This is a genomic window from Leisingera aquaemixtae (genome assembly GCF_006740765.1).
Classification (GTDB): Bacteria; Pseudomonadota; Alphaproteobacteria; order Rhodobacterales; family Rhodobacteraceae; genus Leisingera; species Leisingera aquaemixtae.
In genome coordinates this window covers 2,096,612-2,111,824 of sequence record NZ_CP041159.1, presented here as the reverse complement: position 1 = coordinate 2,111,824, position 15,213 = coordinate 2,096,612, and the positions used below count along the sequence as shown (strand labels likewise).

At 67.2% G+C, this 15,213-nt stretch carries 17 protein-coding genes; 9 read left to right on the top strand and 8 right to left on the bottom strand.

From position 1 onward, the window contains the following. Positions 1 to 45: 45 nt before the first annotated feature. Positions 46 to 726, top strand: coding sequence for a TIGR04283 family arsenosugar biosynthesis glycosyltransferase (locus R2C4_RS11995; RefSeq protein ID WP_141890818.1), 681 nt, complete (start codon positions 46 to 48; stop codon positions 724 to 726). A 102-nt stretch (positions 727 to 828) separates the two neighbouring features. On the opposite strand, the gene R2C4_RS11990 is transcribed toward R2C4_RS11995, so the two are convergent. Beyond that, complete coding sequence (locus R2C4_RS11990) at positions 829 to 2,694, bottom strand: ABC transporter ATP-binding protein (protein ID WP_058286152.1); 1,866 nt, start codon at positions 2,692 to 2,694, stop codon at positions 829 to 831. Between the two features lie 208 nt (positions 2,695 to 2,902). Here R2C4_RS11990 and R2C4_RS11985 point away from each other — a divergent pair, with 208 nt between their 5' ends. Next, the gene (locus R2C4_RS11985) at positions 2,903 to 4,111 is read left to right on the top strand and encodes a pyridoxal-phosphate-dependent aminotransferase family protein (protein WP_141890817.1); all 1,209 of its coding nucleotides are present in this window, start codon (positions 2,903 to 2,905) and stop codon (positions 4,109 to 4,111) included. A 31-nt stretch (positions 4,112 to 4,142) separates the two neighbouring features. On the opposite strand, the gene R2C4_RS11980 is transcribed toward R2C4_RS11985, so the two are convergent. Both R2C4_RS11980 and R2C4_RS11975 read right to left on the bottom strand, forming a co-directional pair. Then, positions 4,143 to 4,337, bottom strand: a complete 195-nt coding sequence (locus R2C4_RS11980; protein ID WP_141890816.1) for a histidinol phosphate aminotransferase — start codon at positions 4,335 to 4,337, stop codon at positions 4,143 to 4,145. A 90-nt stretch (positions 4,338 to 4,427) separates the two neighbouring features. After that, positions 4,428 to 5,540 (bottom strand): pyridoxal phosphate-dependent aminotransferase, encoded by a 1,113-nt coding sequence (locus tag R2C4_RS11975; RefSeq protein ID WP_141890815.1) that lies wholly within the window; start codon positions 5,538 to 5,540, stop codon positions 4,428 to 4,430. A 142-nt stretch (positions 5,541 to 5,682) separates the two neighbouring features. Here R2C4_RS11975 and R2C4_RS11970 point away from each other — a divergent pair, with 142 nt between their 5' ends. From R2C4_RS11970 to R2C4_RS11960, 3 genes are all read left to right on the top strand, one after another. Beyond that, positions 5,683 to 6,468: a crotonase/enoyl-CoA hydratase family protein gene (locus R2C4_RS11970; protein WP_141890814.1), complete on the top strand. Its 786-nt coding sequence runs from the start codon at positions 5,683 to 5,685 to the stop codon at positions 6,466 to 6,468. 416 nt (positions 6,469 to 6,884) lie between these two features. Next, the gene (locus R2C4_RS11965) at positions 6,885 to 7,082 is read left to right on the top strand and encodes a hypothetical protein (RefSeq protein WP_008555795.1); all 198 of its coding nucleotides are present in this window, start codon (positions 6,885 to 6,887) and stop codon (positions 7,080 to 7,082) included. After that, entirely contained in the window at positions 7,079 to 7,354 is a 276-nt protein-coding gene (locus tag R2C4_RS11960; protein WP_244270186.1) for a hypothetical protein, read from the top strand. The genes R2C4_RS11965 and R2C4_RS11960 overlap by 4 nt, the downstream gene beginning before the upstream one ends. Positions 7,355 to 7,469: 115 nt before the next feature. Here the strand turns inward: R2C4_RS11960 and R2C4_RS11955 are convergent, their stop codons facing one another. The 3 genes from R2C4_RS11955 to R2C4_RS11945 all read right to left on the bottom strand — a co-directional run bounded on the left by R2C4_RS11955 (position 7,470) and on the right by R2C4_RS11945 (position 10,202). Next, positions 7,470 to 8,372, bottom strand: a complete 903-nt coding sequence (locus R2C4_RS11955) for a fructose bisphosphate aldolase (RefSeq protein ID WP_141890813.1) — start codon at positions 8,370 to 8,372, stop codon at positions 7,470 to 7,472. Between the two features lie 82 nt (positions 8,373 to 8,454). Continuing rightward, positions 8,455 to 8,787, bottom strand: coding sequence for a DnaJ family domain-containing protein (locus tag R2C4_RS11950; protein WP_141890812.1), 333 nt, complete (start codon positions 8,785 to 8,787; stop codon positions 8,455 to 8,457). Between the two features lie 44 nt (positions 8,788 to 8,831). After that, positions 8,832 to 10,202: an aminotransferase-like domain-containing protein gene (locus R2C4_RS11945; protein ID WP_141890811.1), complete on the bottom strand. Its 1,371-nt coding sequence runs from the start codon at positions 10,200 to 10,202 to the stop codon at positions 8,832 to 8,834. Between the two features lie 146 nt (positions 10,203 to 10,348). Between R2C4_RS11945 and R2C4_RS11940 the strand changes: the two genes are divergently transcribed. Continuing rightward, positions 10,349 to 10,729 carry a DUF983 domain-containing protein gene (locus R2C4_RS11940; RefSeq protein ID WP_008553423.1) on the top strand — a complete coding sequence of 127 codons (381 nt, stop codon included), beginning with the start codon at positions 10,349 to 10,351 and terminating at the stop codon, positions 10,727 to 10,729. Positions 10,730 to 10,891: 162 nt separating this feature from the next. Here the strand turns inward: R2C4_RS11940 and R2C4_RS11935 are convergent, their stop codons facing one another. Together R2C4_RS11935 and secG are read right to left on the bottom strand one after the other, a co-directional pair. After that, complete coding sequence (locus tag R2C4_RS11935; protein WP_141890810.1) at positions 10,892 to 12,535, bottom strand: CTP synthase; 1,644 nt, start codon at positions 12,533 to 12,535, stop codon at positions 10,892 to 10,894. 172 nt (positions 12,536 to 12,707) lie between these two features. Continuing rightward, positions 12,708 to 13,073, bottom strand: coding sequence for a preprotein translocase subunit SecG (gene secG / locus R2C4_RS11930; RefSeq protein WP_141890809.1), 366 nt, complete (start codon positions 13,071 to 13,073; stop codon positions 12,708 to 12,710). Positions 13,074 to 13,245: 172 nt separating this feature from the next. Between secG and nthA the strand changes: the two genes are divergently transcribed. The 3 genes from nthA to R2C4_RS11915 are packed head-to-tail and all read left to right on the top strand — an operon-like array spanning position 13,246 to position 14,878. Continuing rightward, positions 13,246 to 13,875 (top strand): nitrile hydratase subunit alpha, encoded by a 630-nt coding sequence (gene nthA / locus R2C4_RS11925; RefSeq protein WP_141890808.1) that lies wholly within the window; start codon positions 13,246 to 13,248, stop codon positions 13,873 to 13,875. Further along, positions 13,872 to 14,549, top strand: coding sequence for a nitrile hydratase subunit beta (nthB, locus tag R2C4_RS11920; protein ID WP_141890807.1), 678 nt, complete (start codon positions 13,872 to 13,874; stop codon positions 14,547 to 14,549). Before nthA ends, nthB begins: the two co-directional genes overlap by 4 nt. Next, positions 14,546 to 14,878: a nitrile hydratase accessory protein gene (locus R2C4_RS11915; protein WP_141890806.1), complete on the top strand. Its 333-nt coding sequence runs from the start codon at positions 14,546 to 14,548 to the stop codon at positions 14,876 to 14,878. The genes nthB and R2C4_RS11915 overlap by 4 nt, the downstream gene beginning before the upstream one ends. Positions 14,879 to 15,213 lie beyond the last annotated feature (335 nt).

The window sequence follows — 15,213 nt, the reverse complement described above, 5'->3', positions numbered from 1 at the left end:
GGAAGCAGGGCGGAAGAAAACAGCAAATCCGCCCAGGAGGCCCCCATGCCCGCGCCGGTCAGCATCGTGATCCCGACCCTCAACGCCGCGGAGGAGCTGCCCGCCTGCCTGGAGCATCTGATGGAGGGGCTGGGCGCCGGGCTGATCCGCGAGCTGATCATCACCGACGGCGGCTCCGCCGATGAGACCCGCGCCATCGCCCAGGCCGCAGGTGCCGAATGGATCAGCGGCGCGCCCTCGCGCGGCGGCCAGCTGCGCCGGGGCTGCGCGGCGGCCAGGGGCGATTGGCTGCTGGTGCTGCACGCCGACACCCGCCTGGAGCCGGGCTGGGCCGCAGCGGCGGCGCAGCATGTGCAGGAGGGGCAGGGGCATCCCGCCTACTTCCGGCTGCGCTTCCGGGCGCGCGGGCTGCTGCCCGCCTGGGTCGCCGGCTGGGCCAACCTGCGCGCCCGCCTGTTCGGGCTGCCCTATGGCGATCAGGGCCTGCTGATCCGCCGCGAGGAATATGAGGCCGCGGGCGGCTACCCCGACCAGCCGCTGATGGAGGATGTGGCGCTGGTGCGCCGCCTCAAGGGGCTGACCGCCTTGCCCTCAGCGGCGCTGACCAGCGCGGCGCGTTATCAGCGCGCCGGCTGGTTGCGGCGCGGGGGGCGGAACCTGTGGACGCTAGCGTGTTACTTTCTGGGGTGCGACACACACAAACTGGCGGCTTCTTACAGGAAATAGAAGAGAGGGCAGCGCCGGTCCGCGGGCGGAAGCGAAGCGCCCGCCCATGGGGGAGGACGGGCGCTGCCCGGCCTTTCGGCCGGGCGGAACAGTTCATCCTGACTACCCGAACACCTTGCGGGCAAAGCGGCGGAACCAGCGTTCCTTGCCGTTATGCGCCGCGCCCTCCGGCACCTGTTCTGCTTGGGCGGCGATGCTGGTGGTATCCACCAGCGTCTTGCCGTCCTGAAACTGCAGCCGGTACAGATCGGCATAGATGCCGCCGCGCGCCAGCAGCTCGTCATGGCTGCCCTGGTCCACAACCCGGCCGCGGTCCATCACCACGATCTTGTCGGCGTTGCGGATGGTCGACAGCCGGTGCGCGATCACCAGCGTGGTGCGCCCGCCCGCCAGCTTGTCCAGCGCCTGCTGCACGACTTTCTCCGACTGCGCATCCAGGGCCGAGGTCGCCTCGTCCAGCAGCAAGACCGGCGTGTTGCGCAACAGCGCCCGGGCGATCACCACCCGCTGCCGCTGGCCGCCCGACAGGGCCGAGCCGCGCGGGCCGACCCGGGTTTCCAGGCCATGCTCCAGCTTGGGCAGGAAATCCGCCACATGCGAGGCATCCAGCGCCGCCTGCAGCTCTTCGTCGCTGACATCAGTCCGCCCCAGCACGATGTTCTCGCGCAAGGTCTCGTCAAACAGCATCGCATCCTGCGTCACCACCGAAAACAGGCTGCGCAGGTCGGCGGTGTTCAGGTCCTGGACCTCGACCCCGCCGACAGTGACCGACCCCGTTTGCGGATCGACCATCCGCGTCAGCAGGTTGAAGATCGTCGACTTGCCCGCGCCGGAGGCCCCGACCAGCGCCGTGGTCTTGCCGGCCTCGGCCGCCAGGTTCAGCCCCTGCAGGATCCGGGCGTCGCCATAGGACAGGCCAACGCCCTCCAGCCGGATCTCCGGCAGCCCCTCCGGCGCCGGCTTCGGCGCGGCAGGCTCGCTCAGCAGGATCGGCGCGTCCAGCAGCTCCTTGATCCGCTCCAAGGCCGCCGCCGCGCCCTGCCACACGCCCGAGATATTGGCCAGCCGCCGCATAGGTTCAAACGACAGCCCGATCGAGGTGAAGAAGCTCATGAACTGGCCGACGCTCTTTTCCCCGGCGATGATCTCATTGCCGCCATAAAGCAGCACCGCCATGAAGCCGACGCCCGCCATGATGTCGGTCATCCCGGAAATCGAGGAGGTGCCAAAGGCCGCCTTCACCTCGGAGCGGACAAATTCGTCCTGGCGTTCGCCAAACCGGCGGGCCTGGTACTCCTCCAGCCGGTTCAGCTTGACCGGCACGATGCCGTGGAAGATCTCGTCCAGCCGGGTCGCCAGATCGGCGCCCAGATCGCGCGCCCGCGACGCCTTCTTGCGCACGTAGCGCTGGATCGAGGCGATCGGCAGCAGCAGCACCGGCACCCCGATCAGCAGGATCAGCGTCCAGCGCCAGTCGATGCTGAAGGCCACGCCCAGCACCGCCACCAGCGCCACCAGATCGCGGCCCGCGCCGGTGATCACCGCCTGCCAGACCGCGTTGATCGCATTGACGTCCGACTGCACCCGCTGGATCAGCAGCCCCGGCGGGTGCTGCTGGTGAAACGCCGGGTCCTGGCGGATGAGGCGGGCCAGCATGTCCTTGCGCAGATGCGCGGCAGAGGTTTGCGACACCTTGCTCAGCAGCACTTTCTGGGTGACGCTGGACACGCCGCGCAGAGTGAAGATCGCCAGAAACGCCAGGCTGACCCAGACCAGCGCGTCGGAATTGCCCGCGACAAACACCAGGTCGAACATCGGCTGCATCATATAGCCGAGCGCGCCCATGGTGGCGCCTTCCACCAGCATGAAGATCACGGCGACGCCCAGCAGCCCGATGTAATGGCGCAGGTATCCGCGCCACAGCCAGCCGAACAGTTCCTTCGAGGACTTGTGCGGTTTCTGACTCATTGCAGCGATTTCCGGCAGGAAATTCGTGTCATTGCGGGCCTTTCCCTGTCGTTCCTGCGCCATTTAAGCAGGTGGGCAGCAGGGCGCAAGCAATTCGCCGTGACGCAGCGCTCTGCGGAATTGACCCGGCGCGCCGTGCGGCTAGTGTGGCAGGACAGATCAACCGCGGCGGGCAGGGGCGTCCTCCGCGCTGCAAGGAACACCTAAGATGAGCGGATCAGTGAACGTGTCGGCAGGCCGGTCTTACCTTGCCATCCCAGGGCCTTCGGTCATTCCGGACCAGGTGCTGCAGGCGATGCACCGCCCGTCTCCCAATATCTACGCGGGCGAGCTGGTGGAGATGACCGCCACCCTGATTCCGGACCTGCGCCGGGTGGCGCGTACGCAGCATCAGGTTGCGATCTACATCTCCAACGGCCACGGCGCGTGGGAGGCGGCGCTGCAAAACACCCTGCAGCCGGGCGACAAGGTGCTGGTGCCCTCGTCGGGCCGCTTTGCCATCGGCTGGGCGGAAATGGCGCAAGGTTTGGGCATCGAGACCGAGATCCTGGACTTCGGCAATCACGCGCCCTGGGACATGGACCGGATCGCCGCGGCGCTGGCCGCCGACACCGGCCACCGCATCAAGGCGGTGCTGGGCGTGCATGTGGACACCTCCAGCTCGATCCGCAACGACGTCGCCGCCCTGCGCCGGGCGCTGGACGATGCCGGCCACCCGGCGCTGCTGATGGCCGACTGCATCGCCTCGCTCGGCTGCGACCGGTTCGAGATGGACGAATGGGGTGTGGATGTCATGGTCACCGCCTGCCAGAAGGGGCTGATGGTGCCTGCGGGCATGGGCTTTGTGTTCTTCAACGCCCGCGCCGCCGGCGCGCGCCGGGCGCTGCCGCGGATCAGCCGCTACTGGGACTGGGAGCCGCGCGCCAACCCGGAGGAGTTCTATCAGTATTTCGGCGGCACCGCGCCGACCCATCACCTCTACGGGCTGCGCGCCGCGCTCGACATGATCCACGCCGAGGGGATAGAGGCGGTCTGGGCCCGCCACGCCCGTCTGGCCCGCGCCATCTGGGCCGCTTGCGAGGTCTGGGGCCGGGACGGCCCGCTGAAGATGAACGTGCCGGACCGCGCCCTGCGCTCCCACGCGGTCACCGCGCTGCACATCGGATCGCCGCTGGGAACCGAGCTGCGGATGTGGCTGGAGCAGAACCTGGGCCTCACCCTTGGCATCGGCCTGGGCATGGCGCCGCCGCGCAGCCCGGAATGGCACGGCTTCTTCCGGCTGGGCCACATGGGCCATGTCAACGGCCATATGATCATGGGCCTGCTGGGCGGCATCGAAACAGGTCTCAAGGCGCTGGACATCCCGCACGGGGACGGCGCGCTGGAGGCCGCGGCAACCGCGCTCGCGGGCGTCTAGGCCTCCGCCCGGGCGCGGGCAAAAGGCGGCGTCACGCCTTTTGCGACTTCAGCCGGATGTCCAGCCTGGTGATGAAATGGTTGATCAGTACCGCCACCACCAGCACGGGAACCAGCCCGTACATCACCCAGATCACAAAGAAGATCCACATGAGGTTGATTCCGGTAAAAGTGATCGCGGCAGTGAAGAAATCCGGCATGCCGTCCGGCAGTTCGTGGTCACGCATGACTTATCTCCAAGTACTACTGCAAAATGGTAGTACAGGAGTGGTGAATGTCCGGTAAAACCGCCGCGATCCGGGCGCCGCTGGCAAAATTCAGCCCGCCCGGCCCGCCGCCTCCAGCGCCCGTGGCAGCGCGGCGGCAAAGGCGTCCAGCTCCGCCTCCGGCCCGCAGCTCACGCGGATGCAGCGGTTCTGCGGCGCGGCAAAGGGCATCCGCACGAAAACCCCCTGATCCACCAGCGCATCCAGCACCGCCTTGGCAAAGGCGCCGTCCCGGCCGCAGTCGATCGCCACGAAATTGGCGGCCGAGGGCAGGGCGCTCAGGCCGTTCTGCGCGGCAATCTCCGCGATCCGCCCCCGCGCCGCCTCGATCTGCGCCGTCACCTGCGCCAGCCACGCCTGATCCTGCAAGGCCGCCAGCGCGCCCGCCTGCGCCGCCCGGTTCATGCCGAAATGGTTGCGCACCTTGTTGAAGGCAGAAATCAGCTCCGGATGCCCCAGCGCATATCCCGCCCGCGCCCCCGCCATGCCGTAGGCCTTGGAAAACGTGCGCATCCGGATCACCCGCGCATCATCGGCGCTGATGGGGGCCGCGGTGCCCTCGGGCGCGCATTCCACATAGGCCTCGTCCAGCAGCAGCAGGCAGCCCGCGGGCAGCGTGTCCAGCGCCGCGGCAATGTCTGCCCCCTTGTGCCAGCTGCCCATCGGGTTGTCGGGGTTGGCAAGATAGACGATCTTGGCGTCCGTCTCCGCCGCCTTGGCAAACAGCGCGCCGTAATCCTCGCGGTCGTCCTTGTAGGGCACCGTGTGAATCACACCGCCAAAGCCAGACACATGGTAATTGAACGTCGGATAGGCCCCTTGCGAGGTCACCACCGCATCGCCCTGGCCGATCAGCAGCCGCACCAGGCAGCCAAGCAGGCCGTCGATGCCTTCGCCGACCATGATGTTGTCCGGCCGCACCCCGTGATGCGCCGCCAGCGCCTGGCGCAGGTCATGGTTCTCGGCATCGCCGTATTTCCAGATCTCCGCGGCGGCCTGCGCCATCGCCGCAACCGCCCTGGGCGAAGGGCCGAAGATGTTTTCATTCGCCCCCAGCCGCGCAGTGAAGGGCACGCCGCGCGCGCGCTCTTGGGTTTCGGGCCCGACAAAGGGCACGGTGGCGGGCAGGGAGAGGGCAAGCGGGGTGTAACGGGGGCCAGTCATGGCGGCAGATAACCCCAAGCGGCGGTGCGCGGCAAGGCCTGCCGCGCAGCGCCGGCCCCGCGCCCGCCTGCCCCGACGTTGCACTGGAAACGGCTTTGCTTCCGGGGCAGGCTGGCCGGGAAATTCCAGCGGGGAGAAGACCATGGCCAGAGTTACCACCGGCTACAAGGACCACATTGCCTATGTCACGCTTGCCCGGCCGGACAAGCACAACGCGCTGGACGAGGAGATGGTGCAGGCGATCATCGCCGCCGGGCAGGAAGTGGCCGCCTCGGACGCCCGCGCGGTGGTGCTGTCCGGGTCCGGCAAAAGCTTTTGTGCCGGGCTCGACATGGCCAGCTTCGCCGTGCTGGCGCAGCGCGACCTCGACAGCTTTGTGATGGACCGCACCCACCACGACGCCAATGCCTTTCAGGAGGTGGCGATGGTCTGGCGGCGGGTGCCGGTGCCGGTGATCGCCGCGGTGCATGGCGCCTGTTTCGGCGGCGGGCTGCAAATCGCGCTGGGCGCCGATATCCGCATCGCCCACCCCGAGGCAAAGCTGTCGGTGATGGAAATGAAATGGGGGCTGATCCCGGACATGGGCGGCATGGCGCTGCTGCCGCGGCTGGTGCGCTCCGATGTGCTGCGCCGCCTGACTTACACGGCGGAAAAGATCGAAGCGCAGCAGGCGCTGGACTGGGGCCTGGTGACAGAGCTGGCCGGCAACCCGCTGTCGCGCGCCTCTGAACTGGCCGCTACCATCGCCGCGCAAAGCCCTTCGGCGATCCGCGCCGCCAAGCGGCTGATTGCCCAGGCCGAAAGCGGCGCCTCCCAGGCCGAGGTGCTGCTGGCCGAAAGCGCCGAACAGCTGGCGCTGATCGGCAAGCCCGACCAGATGGAGGCGGTCACCGCCCAGCTGCAGAAACGGCCGCCGAACTTCCGCTGAGGGCAGGCCGGTCCGGCGCGGCAAACGCCCCGCGCGGGCCGCGTTCCCCGGCCCGGAAAAACCCCGTCCCGCCGGGCGGGGCGGCAGCGCCCGCCAGGGGCGTTTTTGCTGAAAAAGCAACCTCGGAAACTGCAACGGCGGGTTTTTGCCAAATTTTACGTAAACCCGCCGACGCAAGCGGGAAACCGCCGCCTGCCGGCAGAATAATGCCGCGTAAAACCAGCAGAAAGACACGTTAACCTTTTGGCAACCTCTGGGCGCAAAACCTGACTTCAAGAGGGCGCAACAGGGGCAGATCCAGCACCTGGCAGACGGACAGCGGGGGACCCGGACGGCTGCGCGCACCCTCTGGAACTGCAGTGGAACCGGCCAGGCTGAGACCGCCCTGGGCCGGGCTTCAGAAAGGAGTGAGGCTGATGCATCTGGTGCGTAAGAAGTGGTTTATTTTGTTTGAGAGCGGCGCCTTGCTGTCCCGGACCGGGGACAGGATCACATATTTCTATGACGAGGCCCTGAGCTTCGGCAACCGAGAGGAGGCGCAGCGCTATCTGGCCTCGAACGAAAACCGGGTCAGCTGCACTGGCCTGCGCCCGTCGCTGACCGAAGCGGCGTGAGCGGATGGCTTGCCGCCAGCCGGATAGCGGAGCGGCACACCGCGGCAGAGGCGCGGATGCCTAGTTCCGCCCGCTGGCTGCTCGCCTTCAGCGGGGTTCTGATCTCCGCCGCGGCGCTGGTGTTCTGGGTCTGGCTCGGCGGGGCCGGCCAGGCGCCGGAGGCGCAGCCCGGCTGGTTCACCCTGGCGGCGCTGCGCTACTTCTGGCTGCCCTTCCTCAGCGGTGCCGGGCTGGTGCTGGCGGTCTGCTGCGCCGGGCGCTCCGGGGTCTGATCTGCCGCCTGACCCCGGGGCGCGCACCGGCCCGGCGGCCCGCCCGCCAGCCTGCATAAAAAAAGGGCCGCAGCCTCAGCAGGCGCGGCCCTTGCCATGTCCGGAACCAGCCGGATTACAGCGATGCGTCGTAGATCTTGGAGATATTGGCGCCAAGCGCGGCGTCATAGTCTTCATCGCTCATCGCCACGTTCAGGCCCTCGGTCAGGGCGCGGCTGAAGGAGGCGATCATCTTGGGGTTCTGCGCCAGGCGCGCGCAGGCGTCATCGGTGGTGTAGCCGCCTGACAGCGCCACAACCCGCACCACATTGGCGTGGTCCGCCAGCTCATCATAGAGGCCTGCCTTGGACGGGATGGTCAGCTTCAGCGCCACCTTGGCATCAGACGGCAGCGCGTCCAGCTGCGCCTTGATCTCTGCCTTCAGCAGCTCTTCTGCTTCGGCCTTGGTGGCGGAGTTGATGTCGACTTCCGGCTCGATGATCGGCACCAGGCCGGCCGCAACGATCTGCTGGCCCACTTCGAACTGCTGCGCGACAACCGCCTTGATGCCCTCGGCATTGGCGTCCTTGATGACAGAGCGCATCTTGGTGCCGAAGATGCCCTTGTCGCTGGCGCGCGCCAGCAGCGCGTCCAGTTCCGGCATCGGCTTCATCATCTGCACGCCGTTTTCCTCGTCCGCCAGGCCCTTGTCGACCTTCAGGAACGGCACCACGCCGCAATTGTCCCACAGGTACTCGGCCGTCGGTTTGCCCTCAATCTCGCCGTCCATGGTCTTTTCAAACAGGATCGCGCCCAGGATGCGGTCCTTGGTGAAGCTCGGCGAGGTGATGATGCGGGTGCGCATCTTGTGGATCTCGGCGAACATCTCGTCGTCGTTCGAATAGGCGTCCTCGTTCACGCCATAAAGCTTCAGCGCCTTCGGGGTGGAGCCGCCCGACTGGTCCAGCGCGGCGATAAAGCCCTTGCCGTTGGCGATGCGGTCGAGTTGTTCCTGCTGTACGGAAGCGTCTTTGGCCATAATGCCTCACTCTCTTGCGGATGGTGTGATGTCTTGGCGCTGTCTATAGCGTGAATTGCGCCGGAAACAACGGGGTGTTGCGCTAACGGAAGAAGGATTTCCGCGCATCCCGCGCCATGTTGCAGCGCATTTCCAGATCCGAGATCCGCGCCATCGCCGCCCGGCGCGCCTGCGGGTCCGTCAGCGCGGTATAATCCTTGCGCGCCGCGTCCAGTTCCGCCTGCAGCCGGAACTCCTCCGGCACCACGCCGGCCTCCGCCATGATCCGCAACCCCGCCGCCAAACCCGCATCCAGATGCGCCTCGCCGCTGCGGTCGGGCAGCGGCTTGCCTTCGCCTTCCAGGCCCTGCAACTGCCCTTCGGCCTGGGCTTTGGCCAGCTGCCGTTCGATCAGGTTGCGGAAGGCGCGGATCATGCGGGACCTCGTTGCGGGTGCGGCGCAAGCTTACCAGCCGCGGCTCATCCCAGCCAGTCCTTACGGGTGACCGCATCATTCAGCGCCATCAGGTCCGCGCGCAGCTGCTCCAGGCCGATCGGGCCGCCCAGACACACCCGCACGGCTTCCTCCGGCACGCCCGAAACGGTGAAGGCATCGCTGGGCATGATGCCGATCTGGCGGCCCGCCATGCGGCCCATCAGCTCGGCCCGGCTGGTGCCGCGGGGCAGGGTCAGCCACAGGTTGAAGGCCAGCGGATCGCTTTGCGTAAAGCAGTCCTTCAGCACCTCCCCCGCCAGCGCCTGCCGTTCCGCGGCCGCCTTGCGGAGCGATTTCTGAATCGCCGCCGCGGTGCCGTCCTCGATCCAGCGGCCCAGCAGCGCCAGGTTCAGCGGCGAGACCATCACATGCATCGCGCGCAGCGCCTGGCTGAACTGCCCCGGCGCGGCGCGTTCCGGCACCGTGGTGTAGGCCAGCCGCAGCCCGGCGCCAAAGCACTTGGAAATCCCCGCGATATGCCAGCCAAGGCCGGGAATCAGGCTGCTGACCGGCTGCGGCGCGCCATTGTCGACAAAGCAGTAGGCATCATCCTCGATCAGCGGCAGGTCATGGGTTTGCAGCACCGCCGCGACCTCCTGCCGCCGCTTGGCGGGCATGGTCCGGGTGGTCGGGTTCTGCAGCGTCGGATTGAGGTACAGCGCCGCGGGCCAGTGGTCCTGGACCGCCTTGGCCAGGGCCTCCGGCCGGATGCCGTCCTTGTCGCCCGCCAGCCCGACCAGCCGGAGGCCCAGCCGCGCCGCAATCGAGCGCAGCCCGGGATAGGTCACATCTTCGCACAGCACGGTGGAGCCCGGTTCGCACAGCACCGTCAGAATCGCATAGATGCTGGCATGGGCGCCCGGTGTGATCACCAGCCGCTCCGGCGCGCAGGGCAGGCCGTTGGCCTGCATCCACGCCGCCGCGATGGCGCGGTCCTGCGGGCTGCCGGTCACCGACTGATAGCGCAACAACGGCAGGAGGCTGGCCGAAACATGCTGCAGCCCCTCCTGCATCCGGGCGAGCAGGGCCGGATCGTCCGGCTCCGGCGGCATGTTCATCATCGGGTCTTCTTCCAGCGCCCGGCGCGGATCGGGGCGCCTGGCCAGGGCCTCGGCGGCGCGCACAAAAGTGCCGCGGCCGACAAAGCTCTCGATATAGCCGCGCCGCACCGCTTCGGCGTATCCCCTTGAGACAGTGGAGAAATCCAGCCCCGTCTCCTGCGCCACCCGGCGCTGCGGCGGCAGCCGGTCGCCGGGTTCCAGCACGCCTGCCTCGATGTCGGCCCCGATCGCCTCGGCGATTTCCAGATAGCGGGGCTTGCCGCTGTCCAGCCGGGCAGGAGTCCATTGTTTCATCGCGCTGCCTCCGGGGGTCTTTTTGTGTCGTGAATGATTGGTTCAATGCATCAGTGTGGCATTAAATGCAATATCAATGATTGCATATTGTTTGCATTCAATTGTGGAATCGCGGTATCAGGCCGCAAACCCAAGGAGACGCCGCGATGACCGGGATTGATCTAGCCGAACAGGAGCCGCGGGAGCTGAAGCCCGCCTTGCTGAAGGGGCTGCAACTGCGCTGCCCGAACTGCGGCGGCGGCAAGCTGCTGCACAGCTACCTGAAGGTGAACGACAGCTGCACCGAGTGCGGCCAGGAGCTGCACCACCAGCGCGCCGATGACGGTCCGGCCTATCTGACCATTCTGGTGGTCGGCCACATCCTCGGCTTCGCGCTGCACATCGTCTACACCCAGCTGCGCCCGGACCCGTGGACGCTGGCGATCATCATGTCGGTGATCACGGTGGGGGCCTCGCTGATCATGCTGCCGCGGATGAAGGGGCTGGTGGTGGCCTATCAATGGGCCAAGCGGATGCACGGCTTCTGAGCGCGCCAGAAACGCATTCAATCAAAATGCAAAAGGCGGGCCCAAGGCCCGCCTTTTTCTGTTTTCTCCCGGCGCCGCCTTGGCGGCGCCGGGCCCAACGGGAGCCGCGCATGTGCCATGCGCAGGCGACGGGCGGGAGAATTCCGCCTGCCGCGCGATCCCTCAGACCAGCCGCGACGCGTCCTTGGCGGCGCGCACGAAACCGTCGAACAGCGGGTGCGGCGCGAACGGCTTGGATTTCAGCTCCGGGTGGAACTGCACGCCGATGAACCACGGGTGGTCTGTCCACTCCACGATTTCCGGCAGGCGGCCGTCCGGCGACATGCCGGAGAAGGTGAGGCCGCATTTTTCCAGCTGCTCGCGGTATTTGGTGTCGACCTCGTAACGATGGCGGTGGCGCTCCTCGATATGGGTGCTGCCATAGACCTCGGCCACCTTGGAGCCTTCGGCCAGCGTCGCGTCATAGGCGCCCAGGCGCATGGTGCCGCCTTTGTCGTCGCCCACTTTGCGCTCGACCGTCATATTGCCCTGCACCCATTCCTTGAGGTGGTAGACAACGGGTTCAAAGCGCTTCTTGCCGGCCTCGTGGTCGAACTCTTCCGAGCCCGCCTCGGCAATGCCCGCGACGTTGCGCGCGGCCTCGATCACCGCCATCTGCATGCCGAGGCAGATGCCGAGGTACGGCACCTTGTTCTCGCGCGCGTACTGGGCTGCCTTGATCTTGCCCTCGGTGCCGCGCTCGCCAAAGCCGCCGGGCACCAGGATCGCGTGGAAGCCCTGCAGGTGCGGGGCGGCGTCTTCCTTGTCAAACAGCTCCGCATCGACCCATTCGATCTTGACCTTGACGCGGTTCGCCATGCCGCCGTGGGTCAGCGCCTCGGCGATCGATTTGTAGGCGTCTTCCAGCTGGGTGTATTTGCCGACGATGGCCACCCGCACTTCGCCCTCGGGGTTGTAGATGCGGTCGGCCACATCTTCCCAGCGCTCCAGGTTCGGCTTGGGGGCAGGGGAGATGCCGAAGGCGTCCAGCACCGCCTGGTCCAGGCCTTCGCGGTGGTAGGCCAGCGGCGCCTCGTAGATGGATTTCAGGTCCTGCGCGGCGATCACCGAATCCGGGCGCACGTTGCAGAACAGCGCCAGCTTCTCGCGCTCTTTCTTCGGGATCGGGCCTTCGGAGCGGCAGACCAGGATATCCGGCGCCAGGCCGATGGAGCGCAGCTCCTTCACGGAGTGCTGGGTCGGCTTGGTTTTCAGCTCGCCGGAGGCCTTGATGTAGGGCAGCAGGGTGAGGTGCATGAAAATGCACTCGCCGCGCGGCTTGTCTTGGGCGAACTGGCGGATCGCCTCGAAGAAGGGCAGGCCCTCGATGTCGCCGACGGTGCCGCCGATCTCGCAGAGCATGAAATCGACCTCATCCTCGCCGATGGAGATGAAGTCCTTGATTTCGTTGGTGACGTGCGGAATGACCTGGATGGTCTTGCCGAGGTAGTCGCCGCGGCGCTCCTTCTCCAGCACGTTGGTGTAGATCCGGCCCGAGGAGATCGAGTCGGTCTTGCGGGCGGGCACGCCGGTGAAGCGCTCGTAATGGCCGAGGTCGAGGTCGGTCTCGGCACCGTCGTCGGTGACGAAGACCTCGCCGTGCTCAAACGGGCTCATGGTGCCCGGATCGACGTTCAGATAGGGGTCCAGCTTGCGCAGGCGGACGGAGTATCCGCGGGCCTGCAGAAGTGCCCCCAGTGCTGCCGAAGCCAGGCCTTTGCCCAGGGATGAAACAACACCGCCAGTGATAAAGATGAAACGCGCCATATGTGTTCGGCTGCCCCCGTGAGAAGTCAGATTTCAGCTGCCCGGCGGTGATCGGAATCATTCCAAAAACCGCAGCATCACGGGACTTCATATATAAAGGATTCGCACGAAATGCGCAAGGGAACCGCAAGATGCTGTTGCGGTTCCTATAACCCTCTCAAGGTGTAGTAGGTTAGTCGGCGCTGGGAACCAGCGGCGCGTTGTCGCCTTCGCTGGGCGGCAGCAGGTCGCTGCCCAGCGGTGCCGGCACTGCCGGTGCGCCGCTGTCTTCGGACTGCGGCGCCGCCAGCCGGTCGGTGACCGAGGAGCCTGCGGATTTCTGCGCCGCCATGATGGTCAGGGTGATCGAGGTGCAGATGAAGGCAATCGCCAGCAGCCAGGTCACCTTGCCAAGCGCCGTGGCCGCCGCACGGCCCGAGATGGCGCCGCCGCCGCCGCCGCCCATGCCCAGACCGCCGCCTTCGGAGCGCTGCAGCAGCACCACGGCAATAAGGCCGAGAGCCAGAAGAAGATGGATGATGAGAACAACGTTTTCCATGGGTCCCTGCGGCGGTTGGCTGAGTATCGGGCGGTAAATAGGCAAGATTGCCCGGGGGGGCAAGGGCGGAGTTTGCCTGATGCCGGGCAGCAGCTGTGACGTGCAGTCAGAGGCGGCCGCGCCACTGTTTTGCGGCTGGACGCAGGCCCTTGGCGCGGGGCAGAGTTTTTTCATGCCTCATGATCATCACGACGACCATCCGCACGCCCTCCTGCCGCCAGACCCTGCCTTGCGGGTCAAGGCGCTGGAGACGATTCTCACCGAGAAAGGCCTGATCGACCCCGCCGCGCTGGAGGAGATCATCGACACCTACCAGAACCGCATCGGCCCGCAGAACGGCGCCCGGGTGGTGGCCCGCGCCTGGAGCGATCCGGATTTCAAGGCGGCGCTTTTGGCGGATGCCGATCCGGTGCTGGCGGAGCTTGGGCTTTACGGCCGCCAGGGTGAGCATATGGTGGTGGTGGAGAACACAGCCCAGCAGCACAATATGGTCGTGTGCACCTTGTGCAGCTGCTACCCGTGGCCTTTGCTGGGCATTCCGCCGGGCTGGTACAAGTCTGACGCCTACCGCGCCCGCGCGGTGCGCGAGCCGCGCAAGGTGCTGGCGGAGTTTGGTGTGACCTTGCCGGACGAGACCGCGGTGCGGGTCTGGGATTCGACGGCTGAGGTCCGCTATCTGGTGCTGCCGGCGCGGCCCGAAGGCTCGGAGGGCCTGGGCGAGGAGGAGCTGGCGGCGCTGGTCACCCGCGACAGCATGATCGGCACCGGACTGGCCAAGGCGCCGGGGGAGGTGCCGGCATGACCCGGGTGCATGACATGGGCGGGCGATTCGGCGACGGTCCGGTGGCGCCCGAGGCGGCGGACGCGCCGGTCTTTGCCGAGGACTGGCACGCCCGCGCGCTGGCGGTGACGCTGGCCTGCGGCGCGCTGGGGCAGTGGAACATCGACACTTCGCGCCATGCGCGGGAGAAGCTGTCGCCGAAGGATTACGCGCGCTTTTCCTATTACGAGAAATGGATCGCGGCGCTGGCCGATCTGCTGGTGGAGAAGGGCGTGCTGACGCGCGCGGATCTGGAGGGGAAGGGCGCCGCCGGTCTGCATAAGCTGGCGGAGCGGGCCTTGAAGGCGGAGACTGTTGCCGGGGTGCTGGCCAAGGGCGGCCCGGCGGACCGGGAGGGCGGGCCGCCGCCGCGGTTCTCGCCCGGGCAGGCGGTGCGGGCGCGGATACCGGCGGATAACGCGCTGGTGGATGGCGGCCACACCCGGCTGCCTGCCTATGCCGCCGGGGCGCAGGGTTATATCCTGCGGCTGCATGGCACGCATGTCTTCCCCGACAGCAGCGCCCACGGGTTGGGCGAGGCGCCGGAGCCGCTGTATGCGGTGCGGTTTCATGCCAGCGCTTTGTGGGCGCATCCCGAGCACCCGGAGGACGAGGTGGTGCTGGACCTGTGGCAGAGCTATCTGGAGCCGTTATGAGTATCTGTCCCGAGGTTTCCGCGCCGGAGCCTGTCTTTGCCGAACCCTGGCACGCGCAGGTCTTTGCGCTGACCGTGCATCTGAATGAGGCCGGGCGGTTCAGCTGGGCCGACTGGGTGGAGCGGTTTTCCGCGACGCTGAAGCGCCACGGCCTGAGCCGCGAGCTGGATGGCGGCGAGGATTACTTCCGCGCCTGGCTGGAGACGCTGGAGATGTTCCTGGCGGAGCAGGGGGCCGCGTCGCGCGCTGAGGCCGAGGTGATGCGCAGCCGCTGGGAGGAGGCCTATCTGTCGACGCCGCATGGCGCGCCGGTGCAGCTGCGGGGCTGAGCGCGCGCGGCTTTGGCCGCCGGGGCCTGGGCGGCCTGGGCGGCCTGGGCGGTTTCTCTTGTTTCGTTCCGCGTTCCGTTCCGTTCGGGTGTGCCTGTGACCCAGTTAAGGGGGCGGCGCCGCCGGGTGGAGGTGGACAGACCCCGCCGGGGGCCTGCTCGGACAAGCTCGCTTGGACGACCCCCTTTTTATCAGGGCCGGTCTCCGGGTGTTGCGCAGGCAGCCGCACAGATGCCTGCGCCTCGTATCATGGCCCATGCGCGGAGCCATGGCGGGGGATCGCGATCGTCTGGGAGTGTGGCAGAGCCGGGTGAGGTTTGCGTGAAGGGAGCGTA